Annotated in this window: 24 protein-coding genes and 1 tRNA gene; 5 read left to right on the forward strand and 20 right to left on the reverse strand. The window is 32.7% G+C overall.

Features of this window, described 5'->3' with window-relative positions:
* Positions 1-60: 60 nt before the first annotated feature.
* The 4 genes from grpE to lepA form a co-directional block, all read right to left on the reverse strand.
* Positions 61-642 (reverse strand): nucleotide exchange factor GrpE, encoded by a 582-nt coding sequence (gene grpE / locus HT586_RS07925; RefSeq protein WP_188017257.1) that lies wholly within the window; start codon positions 640-642, stop codon positions 61-63.
* A 13-nt stretch (positions 643-655) separates the two neighbouring features.
* Complete coding sequence (hrcA, locus tag HT586_RS07930; protein WP_096076314.1) at positions 656-1,603, reverse strand: heat-inducible transcriptional repressor HrcA; 948 nt, start codon at positions 1,601-1,603, stop codon at positions 656-658.
* 124 nt (positions 1,604-1,727) lie between these two features.
* Positions 1,728-2,843: a radical SAM family heme chaperone HemW gene (gene hemW / locus HT586_RS07935; protein WP_203545553.1), complete on the reverse strand. Its 1,116-nt coding sequence runs from the start codon at positions 2,841-2,843 to the stop codon at positions 1,728-1,730.
* A 60-nt stretch (positions 2,844-2,903) separates the two neighbouring features.
* Positions 2,904-4,727 carry a translation elongation factor 4 gene (gene lepA / locus HT586_RS07940; RefSeq protein ID WP_203545554.1) on the reverse strand — a complete coding sequence of 608 codons (1,824 nt, stop codon included), beginning with the start codon at positions 4,725-4,727 and terminating at the stop codon, positions 2,904-2,906.
* 175 nt (positions 4,728-4,902) lie between these two features.
* On the opposite strand from lepA, the gene rpsT reads away from it, so the two are divergent.
* The 4 genes from rpsT to HT586_RS07960 all read left to right on the forward strand — a co-directional run bounded on the left by rpsT (position 4,903) and on the right by HT586_RS07960 (position 8,172).
* Positions 4,903-5,151 carry a 30S ribosomal protein S20 gene (rpsT, locus tag HT586_RS07945; RefSeq protein ID WP_096076311.1) on the forward strand — a complete coding sequence of 83 codons (249 nt, stop codon included), beginning with the start codon at positions 4,903-4,905 and terminating at the stop codon, positions 5,149-5,151.
* A 175-nt stretch (positions 5,152-5,326) separates the two neighbouring features.
* Positions 5,327-6,625, forward strand: coding sequence for an IS1182 family transposase (locus HT586_RS07950; protein WP_111744502.1), 1,299 nt, complete (start codon positions 5,327-5,329; stop codon positions 6,623-6,625).
* Positions 6,626-6,769: 144 nt separating this feature from the next.
* Positions 6,770-7,297 (forward strand): helix-turn-helix domain-containing protein, encoded by a 528-nt coding sequence (locus HT586_RS07955; protein WP_203545555.1) that lies wholly within the window; start codon positions 6,770-6,772, stop codon positions 7,295-7,297.
* A gap of 11 nt (positions 7,298-7,308) precedes the next feature.
* The gene (locus HT586_RS07960; protein WP_232618444.1) at positions 7,309-8,172 is read left to right on the forward strand and encodes an IS3 family transposase; all 864 of its coding nucleotides are present in this window, start codon (positions 7,309-7,311) and stop codon (positions 8,170-8,172) included.
* 48 nt (positions 8,173-8,220) lie between these two features.
* On the opposite strand, the gene holA is transcribed toward HT586_RS07960, so the two are convergent.
* Positions 8,221-9,192, reverse strand: coding sequence for a DNA polymerase III subunit delta (gene holA / locus HT586_RS07965; RefSeq protein WP_203546565.1), 972 nt, complete (start codon positions 9,190-9,192; stop codon positions 8,221-8,223).
* Between the two features lie 94 nt (positions 9,193-9,286).
* Between holA and HT586_RS07970 the strand changes: the two genes are divergently transcribed.
* The gene (locus HT586_RS07970; RefSeq protein WP_096076310.1) at positions 9,287-9,421 is read left to right on the forward strand and encodes a YqzM family protein; all 135 of its coding nucleotides are present in this window, start codon (positions 9,287-9,289) and stop codon (positions 9,419-9,421) included.
* Between the two features lie 29 nt (positions 9,422-9,450).
* Here the strand turns inward: HT586_RS07970 and HT586_RS07975 are convergent, their stop codons facing one another.
* From HT586_RS07975 to mtnN, 15 genes are all read right to left on the reverse strand, one after another.
* On the reverse strand, positions 9,451-11,754 hold the full coding sequence (locus HT586_RS07975; RefSeq protein ID WP_203545556.1) for a DNA internalization-related competence protein ComEC/Rec2: 2,304 nt from the start codon (positions 11,752-11,754) through the stop codon (positions 9,451-9,453).
* A gap of 15 nt (positions 11,755-11,769) precedes the next feature.
* The gene (locus HT586_RS07980; protein ID WP_203545557.1) at positions 11,770-12,231 is read right to left on the reverse strand and encodes a ComE operon protein 2; all 462 of its coding nucleotides are present in this window, start codon (positions 12,229-12,231) and stop codon (positions 11,770-11,772) included.
* A gap of 79 nt (positions 12,232-12,310) precedes the next feature.
* Positions 12,311-12,994: a helix-hairpin-helix domain-containing protein gene (locus HT586_RS07985; protein ID WP_203545558.1), complete on the reverse strand. Its 684-nt coding sequence runs from the start codon at positions 12,992-12,994 to the stop codon at positions 12,311-12,313.
* Between the two features lie 68 nt (positions 12,995-13,062).
* Positions 13,063-13,803, reverse strand: coding sequence for a class I SAM-dependent DNA methyltransferase (locus HT586_RS07990; RefSeq protein ID WP_203545559.1), 741 nt, complete (start codon positions 13,801-13,803; stop codon positions 13,063-13,065).
* Complete coding sequence (gene rsfS / locus HT586_RS07995; protein WP_096076305.1) at positions 13,803-14,156, reverse strand: ribosome silencing factor; 354 nt, start codon at positions 14,154-14,156, stop codon at positions 13,803-13,805. Before rsfS ends, HT586_RS07990 begins: the two co-directional genes overlap by 1 nt.
* An 18-nt stretch (positions 14,157-14,174) precedes the next feature.
* On the reverse strand, positions 14,175-14,738 hold the full coding sequence (gene yqeK / locus HT586_RS08000; RefSeq protein ID WP_096076304.1) for a bis(5'-nucleosyl)-tetraphosphatase (symmetrical) YqeK: 564 nt from the start codon (positions 14,736-14,738) through the stop codon (positions 14,175-14,177).
* Positions 14,719-15,294, reverse strand: coding sequence for a nicotinate (nicotinamide) nucleotide adenylyltransferase (gene nadD / locus HT586_RS08005; protein ID WP_203545560.1), 576 nt, complete (start codon positions 15,292-15,294; stop codon positions 14,719-14,721). Before nadD ends, yqeK begins: the two co-directional genes overlap by 20 nt.
* Positions 15,291-15,584: a ribosome assembly RNA-binding protein YhbY gene (gene yhbY / locus HT586_RS08010; RefSeq protein ID WP_203545561.1), complete on the reverse strand. Its 294-nt coding sequence runs from the start codon at positions 15,582-15,584 to the stop codon at positions 15,291-15,293. Before yhbY ends, nadD begins: the two co-directional genes overlap by 4 nt.
* Positions 15,578-16,381, reverse strand: a complete 804-nt coding sequence (gene aroE / locus HT586_RS08015; RefSeq protein WP_203545562.1) for a shikimate dehydrogenase — start codon at positions 16,379-16,381, stop codon at positions 15,578-15,580. The genes yhbY and aroE overlap by 7 nt, the downstream gene beginning before the upstream one ends.
* Positions 16,382-16,394: 13 nt before the next feature.
* Positions 16,395-17,492, reverse strand: coding sequence for a ribosome biogenesis GTPase YqeH (gene yqeH, locus HT586_RS08020; protein ID WP_203545563.1), 1,098 nt, complete (start codon positions 17,490-17,492; stop codon positions 16,395-16,397).
* A gap of 111 nt (positions 17,493-17,603) precedes the next feature.
* Positions 17,604-17,674: transfer RNA gene (locus tag HT586_RS08025), tRNA-Gly, on the reverse strand.
* Between the two features lie 128 nt (positions 17,675-17,802).
* Positions 17,803-18,651, reverse strand: coding sequence for a prohibitin family protein (locus HT586_RS08030; RefSeq protein ID WP_203545564.1), 849 nt, complete (start codon positions 18,649-18,651; stop codon positions 17,803-17,805).
* Positions 18,617-18,922 carry a hypothetical protein gene (locus tag HT586_RS08035; RefSeq protein WP_096076298.1) on the reverse strand — a complete coding sequence of 102 codons (306 nt, stop codon included), beginning with the start codon at positions 18,920-18,922 and terminating at the stop codon, positions 18,617-18,619. The genes HT586_RS08030 and HT586_RS08035 overlap by 35 nt, the downstream gene beginning before the upstream one ends.
* Positions 18,923-19,070: 148 nt before the next feature.
* Positions 19,071-19,595, reverse strand: a complete 525-nt coding sequence (locus tag HT586_RS08040; protein ID WP_203545565.1) for a YqeG family HAD IIIA-type phosphatase — start codon at positions 19,593-19,595, stop codon at positions 19,071-19,073.
* A 211-nt stretch (positions 19,596-19,806) separates the two neighbouring features.
* Positions 19,807-20,499, reverse strand: coding sequence for a 5'-methylthioadenosine/S-adenosylhomocysteine nucleosidase (gene mtnN, locus HT586_RS08045; protein WP_203545566.1), 693 nt, complete (start codon positions 20,497-20,499; stop codon positions 19,807-19,809).
* Positions 20,500-20,511: the final 12 nt, after the last annotated feature.

A 20,511-nucleotide genomic window follows, 5' to 3' on the forward strand; every position in this document is an offset into this window, starting at 1 on the left:
CTCCATTATTTTAAAAATTAATTTTGAAAATTGTTTATTAAATGATTATTTAATAAACAATTACTCGTTTACTTTAACCATCGAAGGTCGTAAAACACGTTCTTTCAATTTATAACCTTTTTGAAGCTCATCTAAAACAATGCCTGATGCTTTATCTTGATCCTGCTCCTGCATTACAGCTTGATGTAAATTCGGATCAAATGGCTTGTCAAGTGCTTCAATCACTTCAAGGCCATTATCTTTCAATGAACTCAGCAGACTTTCATAAACCATCTCTACACCTTTATGTAAAGATTTAAATTCTTCACTTTCACCTTTTTGTGCAAGTGCGCGTTCAATATTATCAATTGCTGGTAAAATGTCACGCAGTACACTTTGCGCACGATACGTTCTTTCTGTATCTAATTCTGCACGAGTACGTTTTTTATAGTTTTCAAATTCAGCATAAAGACGTAAATATTTCTCTTCAGCTGCTTCTAATAATTGTTTTGTTTCAGTGAGTTCATCAGTTGTTTCTTCTTCAGAAGCTTCAACAGGTGCTTCTGGTGCAACTTTTTCTGTCATATCCTGTTCAACTGTTTCATTCGACTCATCTGTTTGATCAGTTTTTTCATATACTTGTTCTTCATGTTTTTCAGACAAGATATTTACCTCCTTATAACAAGTGATTAATACTTGCTAATTTATTAAAGACTTTTCGGTAACTCATTTGTGTCGGTCCAATGACCGCAATCTTACCATTCATATTATGAAGATGAATCGGTGAAGTTACAATTGAGATGCCTTCTAAGTTTTTATCAATTTCCTGACCTAAAGTTACCTGAATATGATCAGAATCAACCTGACTTAATATACCCGGTAAGTCATCAGAATCAATCAATTTTAAAGTTTCTTTTACAGCATTTAAATTATCTGAATCTATAATTTCATATAAATACTCTCTACCTTCAAAATAAATAGTATGTGACGTAGTATGAGCCTTCTTAACGATTTCAGACTTTAAATGTGAGAGTGGTAACTGTTTAAAACCTTGATGATTTACATCTAAATGAATATTACCTTCAATAATTGCAAGTAAATTCTGATTTAGATAATTGTTCATGCGCTCAATCTCTTGTCTCGTTAAACGTACTTGCCATGAAATTTGTTGATGTTCAACATTACCATTTTCATAGACAATAATTAATACCAAATTTGTCGGTGTTAAATACGTCAAATGAATTTGTGAAATTGATCGTTTATCGATTTCAGTTGTCGTTGCAATTGATAGATATTGAGTATCCATCGCTATATCCTTAGCGAGCATTCTAAAATCGACAAAGTTTGTCTGATCAATAAAAAAATTCTCTTCATAAGGAAATTCATTTTGCAACGCTTCAACATAAAATTTGTATCCTGCTTCTGAAGGGATTCTACCACTAGAAGAATGCATTTTTTCAATTAAACCATGGTCTTCTAGTCGCTTCATCTCAGCTCTAATTGTTGCAGGACTAACATTTAAATTATGTTGCTCAATCAGTTTCTTTGAACCGATAGGTGATCCACTATCAACAAAATCCTCAACAATTACGTTTAATAAATGTAATTGTCTATCTGTTAGCATATTTCACCTCGTTAGCACTCTATCACTTCGAGTGCTAATTACAATTTATCAAATTGGTCAAAGTATGTCAACATATAACACCTAAAAAATTATTAATGAAAAAAAGTTCTTAAAAACCGTGATTTTACACAGTTAATAAGAACTTTTCAAAGACATCGTTACCACGCATTCTGCCTTCATCAGTAAGTTTTACATTATTATTTTCTATCATGATTTGACCTTCTTTTAGCAAACTTTGAACAACAGTGCCAAATACATCATTAAAACTTCTAGCATATCTTTTCTCGAAATCATCGATGTTGATTCCTTTGTTTAATCTTAATCCTAAGAACATAAATTCTTCCATCGAAGCTTCAATGTTTACAGGAATAACCTCTTTAACAGCACTTCCATTTTTCATCGCCTTAATATAATGTGGTACAGGTATAACGTTATAGTAACGGTTCCCGTCAATGTATCCATGACTGCCAGCTCCTGCTCCATAATACTCTTTATTTTCCCAGTAGACTTTGTTATGCATTGATTCAAAGTCTCCTTTAGCATAATTCGAAATTTCATATTGATGAAAACCATGTTCTGCTAAGAATTTCATTGTATATTCATACATATCCTGTGCGAGTAACTCATCGGGCATTTGCAGCATACCTTTTTTATAAAGGTTATAAAATTGAGTTTTGGGTTCTAATATGAGCGAATAACTCGAAATATGATTAATATTAAGTTGCACAGCTTGTTCTAAATCGTACTGACATTCTTCAAGTGTCTGAGTCGGTAAGTGATACATTAGATCGATACTTACTGATTCAATACCTAAACGGTTCGCATCATCTACGGCACGTTTTATATCACTTTCAACATGTGTTCTGCCAAGTGATTTCAACAAACGATTATTAAACGTTTGTACGCCTAACGATAATCGATTAACTCCGTATCGTTTCATAATAGCAATTTTATCGGTTGTTAATTCATCCGGATTTGCTTCTACAGTAAACTCACTAATTATGTTGAATCTTTCTGTAATAAATTTAAGCAATCTTTCTAATTGCATGCTAGATAATGCAGTGGGCGTCCCACCTCCGATAAAGACAGTATAAATTTCCTTCTCACTAATCATTCCAAGCTCTTTAATAAGTGCATCTAAATATGCATCGACAGGTTGGTTCTTTATTAAAAATTTATTAAAATCGCAATATGTACAGATACGATTGCAAAATGGAATATGAATATATAAACTTCTCATGCCGGCACCTCCAAAATTAAAACACGATTGCTCTTTGAAAGAATCAATCGTGTTTTTTTACTATTCTTCGTCCATTTTTAACACAGCTAGGAATGCATCTTGTGGAATTTCCACAGAACCAACTGCCTTCATCTTTGCTTTACCAGCTTTTTGCTTCTCTAAAAGTTTACGTTTACGTGAGATATCCCCACCGTAACATTTTGCTAGTACGTTTTTACCAATTGATTTAATATTAGTACGAGCAACGATTTTTTGTCCGATTGCGGCTTGAACTGGTACTTCGAATTGTTGACGCGGAATAAGCGTTTTTAGTTTCTCTACGATTACTTTACCACGTTCGTAGGCAAAGTCTCTATGCACGATGAAACTTAAAGCATCGACACTTTCACCATTGAGTAAGATATCCATCTTCACTAGGCGACTTTCCTGATAGCCAATTAACTCATAATCAAAAGAGGCATAACCTTTTGTATTTGATTTTAATTGATCGAAAAAATCGAATACGACTTCTGATAATGGAATTTCATAGATAATATTTACGCGAATATCGTCCATATAGTCCATCGTCTGGAAATTACCGCGTTTTCTTTGGCATAATTCCATCACAGAACCGACGTAATCGTTCGGCACCATAATACTCGCTTTTACATATGGTTCATAAATTTTATCAATCTTTTGTGGATCTGGCATTTTTGAGGGATTATCAACAATTACTTCACTCTTATCTGTCATCTCACATTTATAAATTACAGACGGTGCAGTTGCAATTAACTCGATACCGAATTCACGTTCAATACGTTCCTGAATAATTTCCATATGCAATAATCCTAAGAAACCGACACGAAAACCAAATCCTAAAGCTTGAGAAGTTTCAGCTTCAAATTCTAAAGAAGCATCATTTAATTGAAGTTTCTCTAAAGCTTCTCTTAAATCATTGTATCGTCCAGTATCAATTGGATAGATACCACAGAACACCATTGGATTCATCTTTTTATAACCCTGTAATGGTTCTGCTGCTGGATTATCAGCTAATGTAATTGTATCCCCGACACTTGAATCTGCAACATTCTTAATTGAAGCCGTAATATAACCTACATCACCCACAGTTAATTCAGAAACAGGGAATTGTTTCGGTGTATTGATTCCAACTTCTACCACATCAAATGTTTTACCAGTAGACATCATTTTAATTTTATCGCCAGCTTTAACAGTCCCATCAATAATACGAATTGATGAGATAACACCACGATAGGCATCAAAAGCACTATCAAAGATTAAAGCTTTTAATGGTGCTTCAGGATCACCCATAGGTGCCGGAACTTTCTCAACGATTTGTTCTAAGATTTCTTCTATACCGATATTTGCCTTAGCTGAAGCAAGTACCGCTTCACTTGCATCTAAACCAATCACATCTTCAATTTCCTGACGCACGCGTTCAGGTTCAGCAGCAGGTAAATCAATTTTATTAATAACAGGTAATAATTCTAAATCATTATCTAAAGCTAAATAAACGTTCGCTAATGTCTGTGCTTCGATACCTTGGGCTGCATCAACTACCAATATAGCTCCTTCACATGCCGCTAAACTTCGTGATACTTCATAGGTGAAATCGACGTGTCCAGGTGTATCTATTAAATGGAAAATATATGTCTCTCCATCTTTTGCTGTATAATTTAATTGTACTGCGTTCAGTTTAATTGTTATTCCGCGTTCACGCTCTAAATCCATAGAATCCAGCAATTGAGATTTCATCTCTCGTGAAGCAACAGATTTTGTATTTTCTAAAATTCTATCTGCTAAGGTCGATTTACCATGATCGATATGCGCAATAATAGAGAAGTTTCTTATTTTTTCCTGACGGCTTAAACGCTGTTCATTATTCATCTTTTTTGCCCAACTTTCTTAAATTGTACGTATATTTGATTATAACAACTCTTATACAGTTGTTCAATGAGTTTTAAAAATATAGATTGCATATACTGTCTGAATTTGATAAAATATTTCTTGTTGCAATCAAAATATCCATTTTAAGTGCAAGACATTTCTAGGAGGTGACATTATGCCAAACATTAAATCTGCAATCAAACGTGTTACAACTAACAATAAAGCACAACAAGCAAACATTTCTCAAAAGAATGATATGCGTTCTGCTGTGAAAAATGCAAAAGCGGCAATTGAAAACAACGCTGACAATAAATCAGAATTAGTACAAGTAGCTGTTAAAAAGATTGATAAAGCTGCGAAAAGCAACTTAATCCACGCTAACAAAGCTGACCGTTTAAAATCACAAGTTATGCGTAACAAATAATACTAATAAATAAAGCGACCTGAGGGTCGCTTCAGACTGTAGACAAAGTCTCCTTCGGAGATGAAGTTTACAGTCTTTTTTTGATAAAATATAGATATATCATTGAACGGTGGTGTTTTACTTGATTAAGAGAAGTAAGTCTGAAGATATTAATATCATTCGCAGTCAATTTGAAATGTATTCATTAGAAGACCTTGTACCAGAAAATCATCTTCTAAGAAAAGTTGATAAAGTATTCGATTTATCCTTTGTATATGATTTAGTAGAAGAAAAGTATTCTACAGATAATGGCCGTCCAAGTATTGATCCGGTTGTATTAATAAAAATTGTATTAATACAACACCTTTTTGGTATCAAATCAATGCGCCAGACAATTAAAGAGATTGAAACTAATTTTGCGTACAAATGGTATCTCGGTTTAGGCGTTAACGATAAAGTACCTCATTTTTCTACCTTCGGTAAGAACTATTCTAGACGATTTTATGATAATCAGATTTTCGAAGAAATCTTTTCTCGTATTCTCAAAATTGCTATAGATAATAACTTCGTAGATAATACTTCACTATTTATTGATTCAACGCATATTAAGGCCAATGCCAACAAGAAGAAATTTATTAAACAAGAAATACAGAAGACTGCTAAACATTATGAACAAGAGCTTATTGAAGATATCAATTCTATTAGAGAATCTGAAGGAAAAAAGCCTCTAGCTTCAAGAAAGGAGGAGAATCTTAAAGTAATAAAAATAAGTAATAATGATCCCGATGCTGGTTACTATGTTAAAAGTGAAAGAGAAAAACAATTTGCCTATAGTGCGCATACATGCTGCGATAAGTATGGTTATATCGTTGATTTTCATTTAACTCCTGGTAATGTTCATGATAGTACACAGTTAGTACCTATGATTGACAGGCTTGAAAGTAAAAAACTACTACCGAGATATGTTGCTGTGGATTCTGGATATAAAACACCTCATAATGCTAAGTATTTATTAGATAAAGAAATTCTACCAGCTATGCCATATAAACGTCCCATGGGTCCGAAGGACTTAATGAATAAAAATGAATTTATATATGACGAATACTATGATTGTTATATTTGCCCTAATAATCAAATGTTGAAATATCAAAGAACAGACAGCGATGGTTATCGTTTGTATATTTCTAATCCAAATAAATGTAAGGATTGTCCTTTACTTAATAAATGTACTAAGAGTAAAGAACAGAAAAAAATCGTTACAAGACATATATGGCAACAATATCTTGATATTGTTGATGACTTGAGATTCATAGATACTATAAAAGCTATATATAAATTGCGTAGTCAAACAATAGAAAGACGTTTTGCTGATGCTAAAGAACAGCATGGTTTGCGATGGACTAAGTACAAAGGAATTCAAAAAGTCACCATGGAGACCACGCTTATTTTCGCATGCATGAATTTAAAGAAATTAGCAAATTATCTAGCAGGTTAAGCTGGATATTTTGCTAATTTCTTTAAAATAACAATATTTTTCGAAGAAAAAAGACAAACTCACTTTTAGAATTGTGAGTTTGTCTTCAGTCTGAAGCGACTGAAGTGCACCCCTAAAGTTGAACCTTAAAATTCAACTTTAGGGGTGTTTATTTTGAATAAAAAGCATGATCTTGATTTTAAATTAAAACTAATCAAAGAATATAAAGAAGGAAATATGGGTTATGATTCATTAAGTAACAAATATGATATCGTTCCTTCACAACTAAAAACATGGACTTACCAATTTGATACCTTCGGTATTGACGGTCTTATATCCAGTATGACCAGAAAGAAATATTCAACAGATGAAAAATTAAGAATCATTCAGTATAGAATTACTAATCAACTTTCATATAAAGAAACTGCTAGAATCTTTGATATTACTAATCCTACTTTAATAGCTCAGTGGCAGATGAAATACAATCAATATGGTATCCTAGGTTTAGAATCAAAACCGAAGGGTCGTGCGTCTAAAACTATGAAAAATAAAAAGGTTGATAACACTAGTTTAAACGAAAGTGAACGACAAGAATTAATACGCTTACGTGAGGAAAACAGGAGATTAGAAATCGCAATTGCTCTCGAAAAAAAGTTACAATCCTTAGCTCGAAAAAATCAAACAAAGAAATAGTAGCTGCTATTATTGAGTTAAGGAATGAATCTAACTATAAGTTAAAAGAAATATTATCAGTAGCTATGATAGCGAAAAGTGTATACCATTATTGGAAATTACGACTTAGTGTCACTAAACATAAAGACAATTATTTAATTACTTTGATTAAAGAAATCATTAACAAACATAAAAATAGGATAGGTTATCGTACAGTAACCGACGAACTAAGAGAGTTAGGTTTTGTAGTTAACCATAAAAAAGTTCTTAGAATAATGAGAGAAAATAATTTACTTTGTACAAAGTTTAAGCATAGAAATAGAACATATAAGTCGTACAAAGGGAAAGTTGGCAAAACAGCTAAGAATAAATTGAATCGTAGATTCGTAACTAATCGCCCATATCAAAAATTACTTACTGATGTAACACAATTCAACATTAAAAATGGAACTAAGCTATATCTGTCAACAATTTTTGATGTATGTTCGAAAGAGATTATTTCTTATTCAATTAGTAAGCGTCCAACATTGGAATTCGTTATGGAATCATTGTTAAAAGCAATTAATGTAATTCCAGACCTTCCCTATAGAACTACAATCCATTCCGATCAAGGGTGGCAATATCAGCATAAATCTTGGGTACAAACTTTGAAAAAGAATAGAATTATTCAAAGCATGTCTAGAAAAGGTAATTGTCTTGATAATTCTCCGATGGAGAATTTCTTTGGTATTTTAAAACAAGAAATGTTTTATGGAGAAACATTTGATTCTTATGATGAACTAGAAGAGGAGATTATTGACTATATGGAGTATTATAATTTAGTCAGAAAGAAGAGAAAATTAAAAAGCAAGACTCCTGTAGAATACAGAAATCTTGCTTTAATGAAAGTAGCTTAATAAAAAGTTCAACTTTTTGGGTTCACTACAGACCTGAGGGTCGCTTTTTTATATTTTTAAAATAAACAATTCTAAAATTAGCACTTTATCTAGATAACTAGATTTTAAAGCAAAGTCTGTATCACCGCATTCTTTAATAATATTTAGTAGTTGTTTTAAATCCGTTGTCCTTACTTTACGTAATGCTAGTTTCACTCGATAAGGATGAACTTTTACTTGTTTTGCAATCTGTGCTTCACTAAATCCTTTTTGTGATAATATCTTCACCTGATAGAACAATCGATACTGACTACTTATCAGAGCCAGGAGTTTAATCGGTTCTTCTTTCATATTAATCAAATCTTTCAATAAATGAACCGCTCTTTTCTTATCACCTTTAGCGATATAATCAGTGAGTAAAAAGACATTTTGCTCTAGACTTCTGCTAACTACTTCAGTAACATCTTTCTTCGTAATGACTGGATTATCTCCAATAAATAATACTAATTTGTCCATCTCTTTTACAACGTTACTGTAATTAAGTCCCGTTAGATGTATCATCTCTTCTAATGCATCCGCTTTAATATCTTTAAACTGTTCATTGAAACGCTTTTTAATAAGCTGTTTCATTCCATTTTCATCTAGCGGTTCAATTTTCTCAATTGTATGCAATTTCTTGATACGTTTAACAATCTTCTTTCGCTCATCTAACTTATCCTGTAGCACTTTAAAAATGACAATATTTGGCCCCTCATATTTTTCGAGAAAATCCACAACTTTATCTAAATTAATTTCATGAGCAATTTTTAATTTTTCACCTGTAAAAATAAAACTATTGTTGATCACGATTACTTTCTGATCACTTAAAAATGGTAAGGTCATCGCATCTTCTGCAATCACTTCAAATGGAGTTTCCTGCATATCATATCGGCTAAAGTTAAAGTCGTCTAGTTCCACGATATATTGATGGATAATTTTATCCACTTTTTCTTCTACTAAAGGTTTTGTACTACCATAAACTAAATAAATGTGACTCAATATGAGCACTCCCAACGTAAAAATCTTAATTTCATTATAGCTTTTTTCTGTTCATTATCATATACTTAAATAGATAGAAAAGTAGGGGGTTTATGACATGAATCATTTCGAAAAAAATACACAATCAAAAAACAATGACGTTCAAGACTCAGGCTATGCATTTTTAATTGGCTTTGGCGGATTCGCAACAATTTATATTATTGCTCAAATTTTCGACTTAGTAGCGAAATAATTTTTAAAGCGGTGGCATCACCGCTTTTTTTATTTATCCTTAAACAATGATTCGTACTGCGTCTGAACAGTTCCTCTATCTAAATCAAAAGATATTCTTCCATCTTTCTGTGTATTAAAAATTTTGATATCGTTATTGATTAAAGCAGTTACAGTTTCAGTATGAGGATGTTTAAATCGATTATGCCGTCCTGCAGAAAAAATTGCAATTTTAGGGTGTCGCCTAATTAAAGTTTCACTTGTGCTCGTTCTGCTTCCATGATGACCAATTTTCACTATATCTATAGCATCATCAATCTGACTTAAGATTTCATCTTCATAGTCTTTGCTTAAATCACCTAAAAATAGTATATTTCTACCGGGTTTATCGTGTTTTAAAAACAAAACGATACTATCATCATTCTCTTCTCCAGTTTGCCCTGCAGATAAAAATCTTAAAGATACATTCTTGTTATTATTTTCATTTTGATGCACGAACTGAATATGCGCTTCATGTAAATAATTATTCACATCAATCAATGCTATACCCTTTAATTGTGCTAAACGAATTACCTTCTTATACTTTTCACTGCCATGTGCTTTAGGATTTAAAATAATGCGCTCAATCATCCCAGCCATTATTAAGTTTTCAGATTCTCCAAAATGATCAGCATCAGGATGGGTCAAAATAAGCGCGTCAATTTTAGAAATACCTCTATATTTTAAAAAGGGGAGCGTAACCTTATCACTTATACTTTGTGCATTGCTGCGTCTTTCCCAAGGTTTGCTAAAATCCAGCTTTCCTCCTGTATCAATCATTATCGTCTTTCTACCTAGCTCCAGTATGATTGCATCACCTTGCCCAACGTCCAAAAAGTGAACATAATTATTATTTTCTTTAATATTTTTATTGGTAAATATTAGTAAAAATAGCAACAATGCAATGCTTATACCTTTATAACTTTTTAATTTGCTAAATAGTAACGATAAAGCAATAAACATCAATACATAAATGAATATATGCTGTTGTTCTAATATAATTTCGACTCTAGAAAACTGCGTAAAAAATTTTGTTAACAAGTCATTCAATATAAAAGAATCATCTACCAATTGATTTAACCAATTAATATGGATGTTTAACATAAATAATAATAGGATTAGCGTACAAATCGGAAAGATAACAAAAGTAAATAGTGGTATGAAAAAAATATTTGTCAACATACCAATTAAATAGTTGTTATTAAAATGATAGAAAAGAATTGGAATTGTTGCTAATTGTGAGATAAAGTTACTGAGGAAAAATTGAAAAAGTTTTGATTTTTCATTATATAACGGTAAGATAAACAAGAAACTAAAACATATAACATATGATAGTTGAAATCCAATATCATAAACTGTAAAAGGATCATATATTAAATTTAGTATAAATGTGAGCGATAAAAGATCGGTGAGCTGCGTCCTTCGACCTGGATTAAATAAGATAAGCAATATAAAAATCGTTGATCTCCACACAGATGGTTGGCTACCTGTAAAAATCATATACATAGGTAACAACATTAGCAAAATCATTTTACACACTATTAATGGAACACTTAATCTCCGTAAAACAAAATATAACTGTACTGATATAAGTGCAACGTGACTTCCACTGATGGCATAAAGATGATAAATACCTAGTGTTTTAAGTACAGTCATCTCATCTTTATTTAAGTACGATGTATCACCTAACGTTAAAGCGATTAAATAACCCTTATGCACTATATTGGATTGATACATTGCTAAAGCAATATCTTTTCTATATTTCTGAATATGTTCAATGATATTTAAATCTTGATAAGAACAATTTTTCCAGTCAATGTTTGTTAGCTTTAAACTACCTTTTTTATGTGCATAATAGAGATGGGCATCATAATGGAAACCCGTAAAATTTGTATTTGGTAGAATGTGCTGAAGACTCATTTGAGCTGAACAATTTAGAAATGTTAATTGCATTATTTGTAATCGTTCTTTTTCAATTTCATTCTTTATCTTGTAGAAAAATTGATATTCTTCTTGTTGTACTGTTAATGACCCCATCAGTAAATTGCCATCAATTTTTAAATCATCTGAAAATCTGAACTTACCTGTTGTAATGACTTTCGGCTCAAATTCAAATGGCAGTTTTTCACGTTTAAAATCATACATATTATAAAAATAAAACGCAATTAAAAATGCAGCCGAAAAAATTAATAACCATTTTTGTAGCTGCTTTTGAAACATGATAATACAGGAAATTATTATTAAAAAGCATGTAATAACGATAGAATAAGATGAAAGTATTCCTGCTAATACAAGTAATACAACAACTACTCCCAAGACTACCTCCTATCTTTACATTTGTTCAAAATAGCTTGCTACATGTTTAGGATTGAATTCAATCTTTTCAGTATCTATATTAGCCTTTTTTAACAGCTCAATTGCATAAGGATGATTCTTATAATCATTCGCATAATATATTTTCTTTATACCTGCCTGAATAATTGATTTCGTGCAATGCATACACGGGAAGTGTGTCACATAAATATCAGCATCTTCAGTTGAGACACCCATTTTTGAACATTGTAATAACGCATTCATTTCAGCATGAATTGTACGAATACAATGACCATTCTCTATGTAACATCCTTCATCGATACAATGTACTTCCCCCGATACAGAACCATTATATCCACCTGCAATTACTCGATTATCTTTTACGATTGTTGCCCCAACACTTAAACGTGTACACGTTGAGCGTAATGCTAATAATTGTGATTGTGCCATAAAATATTCTTTCCATTGAATTCTTTCCATAACATCACCTATGTCTTTTTGAACTCATTGTAATATTTATTCATATTTTATTCAAGGTGAACTAAATTTGTACAGACATTTAAATAGATATATAATCCTTTAAATTTTCAAACGTTTTATCCCCTATTCCTTTTATCTCTTTAATTTCTTCTATTGATTTAAAGCCACCATTTGTTTCGCGATACTGAATAATTTCCTGAGCTTTTTTCGGCCCTATTCCAGGAATTTCTTCTAAAGCGCTTTGTTCAGATGTGTTTATATTAATTACTTTTTTATCATTTTGCGCATTACTATTATGTGTTCCTGCTTGTTGATACATCGAAAATTTATCCTGCTTCACTTCACCTTTAAATGGTATATAGACTACCATTGCATCCTTAATAGGTGCAGCTAGATTTACTGCATCAAGGTCAGCGTTTTTAAGGGGGATTGCCAGGTTGACAATATCATTGACCACTTGATTTGATTTTGCAGGATATACACCGCTGAATTTTACAGCACCTTTAATATCTACTTTTACTTCCGTAATAACTTGCTGCTTATCATTCGTCAATTTAGATTGCTGGTCTACAGGTATTAAAGATGCTTTTGTTTCTTTAACATCCATTTGTGCAAAATGACTTAACGAAGTCTTATCACGCACTTTCTTTGATTGGTCATTATTTTGAAAGATGACTACGACACTAAGCATAATAATAATTCCTATAAATAGACTGGACATCTTATTTTTGTCTATCCATGTTTTTATCAATTCTAAATACATAAAAAAACACCTCCACATTATTATCTGTAGAAGTGCTTAAAAATATTTTATTTGTCACAAATTAAATATTATTTCATCTTTTCTTTCTTCTTTACAACAAAAAATACACGATCAAAATATGCTTCGTCATTTGTATCCACAACAAAATCCGGATCAAAATCTGCAAATATAGTGATAATCTCAAAACCAATCTGTCCTAACATCACTTTATATTCATCAATTTCATATGTTCTCTGATAATGCTGTTCATCAAAACGATGATAAATATCTTTCTCATTATCTTTGATAAAGAAAGTCAAATCATGATAAACAGAAAACGGTACTTCACCTTGAACAGCATGCCAAATATATAACATCCCTTCAAGTTCGTCACTATATGTCTGGTTATCAAAATAGGCTTCAAATTTAGCTGTGCTATGTACATCAAAAATAAAGATACCATCTTCCTCCAGATGTTCAAAAACACGTTGAAACGTTTCCTGTATATCTTCTGGTTCAGCTAAATAATTTAAACTGTCACATAGACAAGTAATTAATTGAAATTTTTGATTGAGTTCTAGCTTTGTCATATCTTGAGCAATTAAGGTCGCATCACTTCGTTTTGATGCAGCAATTGCTAACATCTCTTCACTTAGATCGACACCTGTCACTTTAATAGTGGGTGGCATTAAATCAATTAAAGCACCCGTGCCTGTTGCTAAATCTAACACATTATCTTTCAAATATGGTCGTATCACTTCAAGCCATCTATCATATGGCTGATCATACATAAACTGATCATAGATTGATGCAAACTGACCGTAAGACATTAAACTTGCTCCGGCATATACTCAATAATTTCCTGATCACGATATAACTTCTCTAAGTTATAATAGTCACGTTCTTCGTGATGAAATACATGCACTACAACATCCCCTAGATCAACTAAAATCCAACGTGCTTCATTAAAACCTTCAAGTCGATTGACTTCGATACCATGTTTTTGGGCTTCATCTTTTACTTCACGTGCAATTGCCTGTACCTGACGGTCACTATTCCCTTCACAAATTACGAAATAGTCCGTAATACCTGTAACATTCGCTACATTAATTCCAATAATATCTTCTGCTCTTTTGTTATCGCATGCGTTAAACGCAAGTTCCAATAATGCTTCTTTTTCCATTCAATCATTCCTTTTCTTTTACTTCTGTAAATTATAATAATTTAAACATTCTATCGTTTTAGGATATATCGGTTTATCATTTTCAATTAAATATAATGCTGTACGTTTAGATATTTCATAAATTGCTTTATCTAAATTCTTTTCTTCAAAAACAATGTTACGAATATCTTCCACACCAGGTTGAGTACGTCCAGGTTCAATATAATCACTAATAAAGATAATTTTTTCGTTTAAACCCATTCCGGCGCGTCCTGTAGTATGATAATAAATCGCGTTATATATCTCTGAATCTATCTCATGCTTATCCATCATGTATGCAGCAGCTACCGGACCATGTAAAATTTCTGAGTTATATGACAATAGATCATTATCGAGATTATATTTCGTTACTGCCTGGTATAACTTACTCAATTCATCGTATTTAGCATAATCATGCAAAATACCGGCCATTTCAACAGTATCCTGATCACCATTGAAAATCTCAGCCATTTTTAATGCAGTTTCTGCAACGCGAATTGAGTGCTCATATCTTTTCTTAGGTAGTTTCTCTTCAACAAGTTTTCTAGCTTTCTTCTGTTTCATATAGATGTTCCTTTCTAATCAATCGCTCAATCGTATCTATTACAAAACATCTTATTGTCTTGTTTTGTGCCATTCGATTACGAATCATTGTAGAACTGATATCCATTCTAGGTATAATAAAAGCTTGAAATGGTTCAGGCAAGTCTTGTGTATCAACATCTCGGTTAACCACTATAAACCGAACCATTTCTTTTAATTTTTCAATTTCATACCATTGTGCTATAGAAATATACTGATCAGTACCGATGATTATCGATATGTCTGCACCTGGATATTTATCCTGCAAATATCGCATTGTGTCATACGTATAGCTTTTACCTTCCCGATGCATCTCTACAGTATCAATTTCTCCAAAACCTAAGTAATCAATAGCTAGTTTCAGCATCGAAATACGGGCATTATTAGTCGTATGTGCACCACTTTTCTTTAAAGGGCTATGTCCTGTAGGTATGAATATGAAAATATCTGGCTGCTCCTGATGAAACACTTCATTTGCCACAGTTAAATGTCCGATGTGAACCGGATCAAATGAACCGCCATAGACAATTATTTTCATCGTGGTAATTCAATCTTCTTATTATTTACTGATGGTTTATATAAAATAATTGTTGACCCAATAACCTGTACAAGTTCACCATATACACGTCGAGCAATTATTTCAGCAAGTTCTTGTTTGTCATCATCATTATTTTGCAGTACACTTACTTTAATTAGCTCTCTTTTTTCAAGCACATCATTTAGCTGTTCAATTAAATTATCACTGATGCCACCTTTTCCAATTTGAAAGATGGGATCAAGATGGTGTGCTTCTGCTCGTAAAAATCTTTTTTGTTTTCCTGTTAACATTTATTTCTTCCTTTCAAGGTTGTTTGCACTGCTTCGCTCATTGCGTGTGAAGCAGCTTTTAGTCCCGTCCATAACTCAAAGCTTTTAGCCCCTTGCATCACAAACATACCTAATCCATTTATTATTTTTAAATCTTGTAATGCTGCTTCTTTTAAAAATGCTGTCTTTTCCGGTGTATAAATAATATCACTTACTACACACGATTGTTTTAATTCCTGGCATCGAATCAACGGCACCTCATCAAATCCGGTCATTCCTACAGGTGTAGTATTGATGACTAAATCATAAATTGATAAGTCATTAAGTGCGTTATACGTCATACCGTTAACTTTGAACGGCCACGATTCAATACGCTTTAGCGTACGGTTAGCAACCGTAACCTGATGATTTTGCATCATCGTATAACTAATTGCCCGACTTGCTCCACCGGCACCTAAAATTAATATATTCATATTATCTTTTAGAACATGATCTATGCTTGATAAATACCCTATTCCATCCGTATTATACCCTATCCATTTTCCATCCTTAATGTGCACAGTGTTTACTGCACCAATCATTTGTGCAGCATCATCTATGACATCACAATATGCCATAATATCAACTTTAAACGGAATTGTAACATTAAACCCGTCTAAATGATTTTGCGCGATAATATCTTTAACATGATGAAAATGTTTCGGATCAATATCTAAAGCACTGTATTCATCATTTCTTCCTAAAGCTTTAAAATTTGCATGATGCATAACTGGAGATAACGAATGACGGATGGGATGGCCAATGACTGCAAAATTCATTTCGCCACCTACTTTATAGAATACTTGGTCTTAAATATACATCGACTTGTTTCGGTGCATATACATCTATAACTGCACCTTTTTCTACAGTTATAAACCCTAGACCAGAAATAATAATATCTTGTTTATCTTCTTTAATGGATAGTGTAGTTCTTTTGACATTATCAAAATCAAAATCTTTTGTTCCTGGAGGCGATAGCAACTCCCCTATTTGGCGGTGCCATAGCGATTCAGCATTCTCCTGCTTCGTTCGATGTATATTAAGCATATTCGAAACAAAACAGTTTAAGCTTCGACGACCACCTGTTAAGTAATCAACGCGAACAAGTCCACCTAAAAATAATGTTTGACCTTCGTTCAACTGAAAGTTACGTGGTTTAATTTCATCCTTCGGCATTATGACTTTTAACTCTTTATCACTTACATAATGTGTCATTTGATGTGCCTGGATAATACCAGGTGTATCATACATAAATGAATGTTCATCTAAAGGAATATCAATTAAATCTAACGTTGTACCTGGAAAATGAGAGGTCGTAATGACATTCTTTTCACCGACGCTTGTTTCAATTAACTTATTGATTAAAGTTGATTTACCGACATTTGTCGTCCCAACCACATAAACATCTTTTCCCGCACGGTGTGTTTCAATTGATTCTAATAATTCATCGATACCATGATTCTTTTGTGCAGATATGAGCACTACATCCTCAGCTTTCATACCTAAATCTTTCGCCTGTTTTTCTATCCATAATTTTACACGACGTTTATTAATTAATTTCGGTAATAAGTCCATTTTATTCGCCGCAATTATGACCTTTTTATTTCCAACGATTCGCTTTAAACCATTGATCCATGACCCCTGAAAATCAAATACATCGATCACATTAACGATAATACCATCTTTATCACTTAAGGCATTTAGCATGGTTAAGAAATCATCACTTGTTAAATGCACATCCTGTATCTCATTATAGTGTTTTAATCTAAAGCAACGTTTACAAATAACATCCTCTTTGCCCAAACTTGAATTTGGAACGTAGCCTGGCTTTGATTGGTCTGTTGACTGCAAGATTGCACCACAACCAATACATTTCATTTCATTACTCAAATAATGTTCCTCCTGAAAATATTTATCAATATATCTATTTTAGCACATAACGTCTACTAAGTATTGTAAGACAAAATAAAAGGGTTGTGCGAGTATGCACGACCCAGATTAAGCGGGTGATCGGAATCGAACCGACAACATCAGCTTGGAAGGCTGAGGTTTTACCACTAAACTACACCCGCATATATTAAATTCGTATAAATATAATAACGAATATTATCATTTTTGTAAAGAATAAATAAACTTATGCGTTGATTTTAGTATATGTAATACAAATTAAGAGTTCAGGAAATACCCGAACTCAAAATGACTACTTATTCAGATCAACGATAACGCCTTCTCCACCAATCGTAATCGGTTGCTTACCGTCCCATTTATCAATCATTTGTTTACGAATGATTTTATCTGTCAAAGATTTTTCTAATATAGCATTGGCTTTAGCCTGACCTTCTGCCTCAATTTGTTTTTTCTCAGCATTTTGCTCAGCGATTGCTCTATCTGTCTTTGCTCTTTCTAATTCCTGATTCGCTTTTACACGTTCGTCAATTGCAGCTTGTGTTGCTTTATCAGCTTTTGGGCTGGAAATCGCAATGTCTTCAACAATAAATCCTTGATCTGTTAAGTTTTGCTGTAACTGTTCTAACGTATTTTTCTTAATTTCTCCTGTTTTTACACCGAACGTCTCAATAACTGAGAATTTAGCAACTGATTGGCGTAAACCATCTAATACACGCGTTCGCAGGAACCCATTTTCAAGTCCTGTAATATCAGCGTTACCAAATTTATTAAAGATCTTCACAACTTTTGTAGGATCCACATGATAGTTAACACTAATATCCATATTTAAATTTTTACCGTCACTAGTGGCTACATTTAAATCTGTGTATTCTTTCGTCTGCGTACGAATTGGGTAATGTACAGCTTTGTCTAACGGAAATATAAAGTGCCAGCCCGCAGGTTTAGTCTCTTCTTTAACACCGCTGACTGAATAGATGACCGCTTGGTATCCTTGAGGTACTTTTTCTATAGACATAAATGCTAACATAATGCCTAATAATAACAATATCCCGAGAATACTCGTCAAAAATAACGACTTTCTATTGATTGGTTTTCTGTTATTAGGTCTAATTGTCTTTACTGATTCTGTCGATGAGTTCATTAACTTCTTCCAGCTCCTTTTCTAAATGCTTTATTTCTGCTATGTCACCAATCATACCAGTCTTTGCAAATATTTCACTTTCAAGCATTTTCTTTTTACTTTTTAATGCAGCCTGATTCAATTCATATTTGCGTAAATTTTCGATATTTTGTTGTTCAATCTGTTCTTTTGCTTCTCTATGGCTAAAATAATCATAAAGACGACTTAACACAAAATAAAGAACTATCAGCACGATTACTAAAATAAATAACCATATAAGAAATAGTTTCAAATAAATCCCCCTCTATATAAAGAAGTGTTACATCTATTTTACCATTATATGTTGTTTAAAAATAATAAATTGATATTTTTAAGGTAAATTTAAGGTTATCAAAGAAAAAAGAGACAATCGATTTGTCTCTGCTAGTATATATAGATGTTTAGTTATCCCAGTTAATTAAACCTTTTTTCTTAAAATATGCTAAAAACTTGCGTTCAATCATTCTGTTGACACGTGTTTTCCATTCATCATTAGATTTCACTGGAACCACCATAATTGAATAAAATCCATTAGAATTAGCCGCAAGTACATCCGTCATCATCTGATCACCGATAACTACAGTTTCTTCAGGTTGTACTCCCATTGCGACACAGGCTTTCTTAAATGCTTGTCCCATAGGCTTGCGTGCGTTAAAAATATAATCTACTTCTAATGGTGTAGCAAATGTTGCCACGCGTGCCTGATTATTATTTGAAACAATTGTAACTTTAATGTTGTGTTCACGCATACTATTAAACCAGTCAATCACTTCAGGTGTTGCCAATGTAACATCCCAGCCAACAAGTGTATTATCCAGATCAGTAATAATCGCTTTTACACCACGTCCTGATAATTCTTCTGGTGTGATTTCAAATATTGACTTTGCATATTTACTTGGTAATAAATATTTTTGAAATAATCCCATAAGTCACCTCTAAATTTTATATTGCTTTGTTATACCCTGGTATACAATCAATAACCCCAATCCAATAAGGATTGGGGTACAATGCATTATTCGATTTCTTGATTTGGAGCGTAATCTACTTCAGTACCTGTGTAAATTAAAAATCCGATAATTGCAGTTGCAATTACTGATAATGCCATAATAAATAACATAACGTGCGCCTCCTATCCCCTTAAGCTGGTAATGTCTCTATTAATGATTTTACAATTTTAGAACTTGATACGCAAGCCACTTTTAAGAACTCTTCAAAACTCATCTCTGCTTCACCATTTGCAAGGTCAGAAATGGCACGTGTAATAATAAACGGAACCTCAAATTGATGACATGTTTGTGCCACTGCAGCTGCTTCCATCTCAACTGCAAGGCTTTCATTAAAGTTTGTTATGATTGCTTTCTTTTGTTCTGATGATCCAATGAAACTATCACCTGAAACGATAAGTCCAATATGTGCTTTAAGATTATTTTTTTCAATTGCCTGTTGTGTATATTCAATTAATTTTTCATCAGCTAGATATCGTGCAGGCATACCTGGTACTTGCCCTAATTCATAGCCAAAAGCAGTCGCAACAACATCATGATGAAGTACGCTTTGACTAATAACAATATCACCAACTGCTAAAGAAGCACCTAAGCCACCTGCACTACCTGTATTAATAATCATCTCCGGTTGATAATTCTGGATAAGCAGTGTTGCACAGATTGCAGCATTAACTTTACCGATACCACTTTGCATTAATACAACATCTTTACCATATAAATGCCCTTTATAGATTTCAACATGGGCAATTTTTTCAGTTTGCAGTTCCTGCATATTACCCTTTAAAATTTCAATTTCTTCCTGCATTGCTCCGATAATTCCAATCACACGAATTCCTCC

It is taken from the genome of Macrococcoides bohemicum, assembly GCF_016865215.1.
In the GTDB taxonomy this organism is placed as follows: Bacteria; Bacillota; Bacilli; order Staphylococcales; family Staphylococcaceae; genus Macrococcoides; species Macrococcoides bohemicum.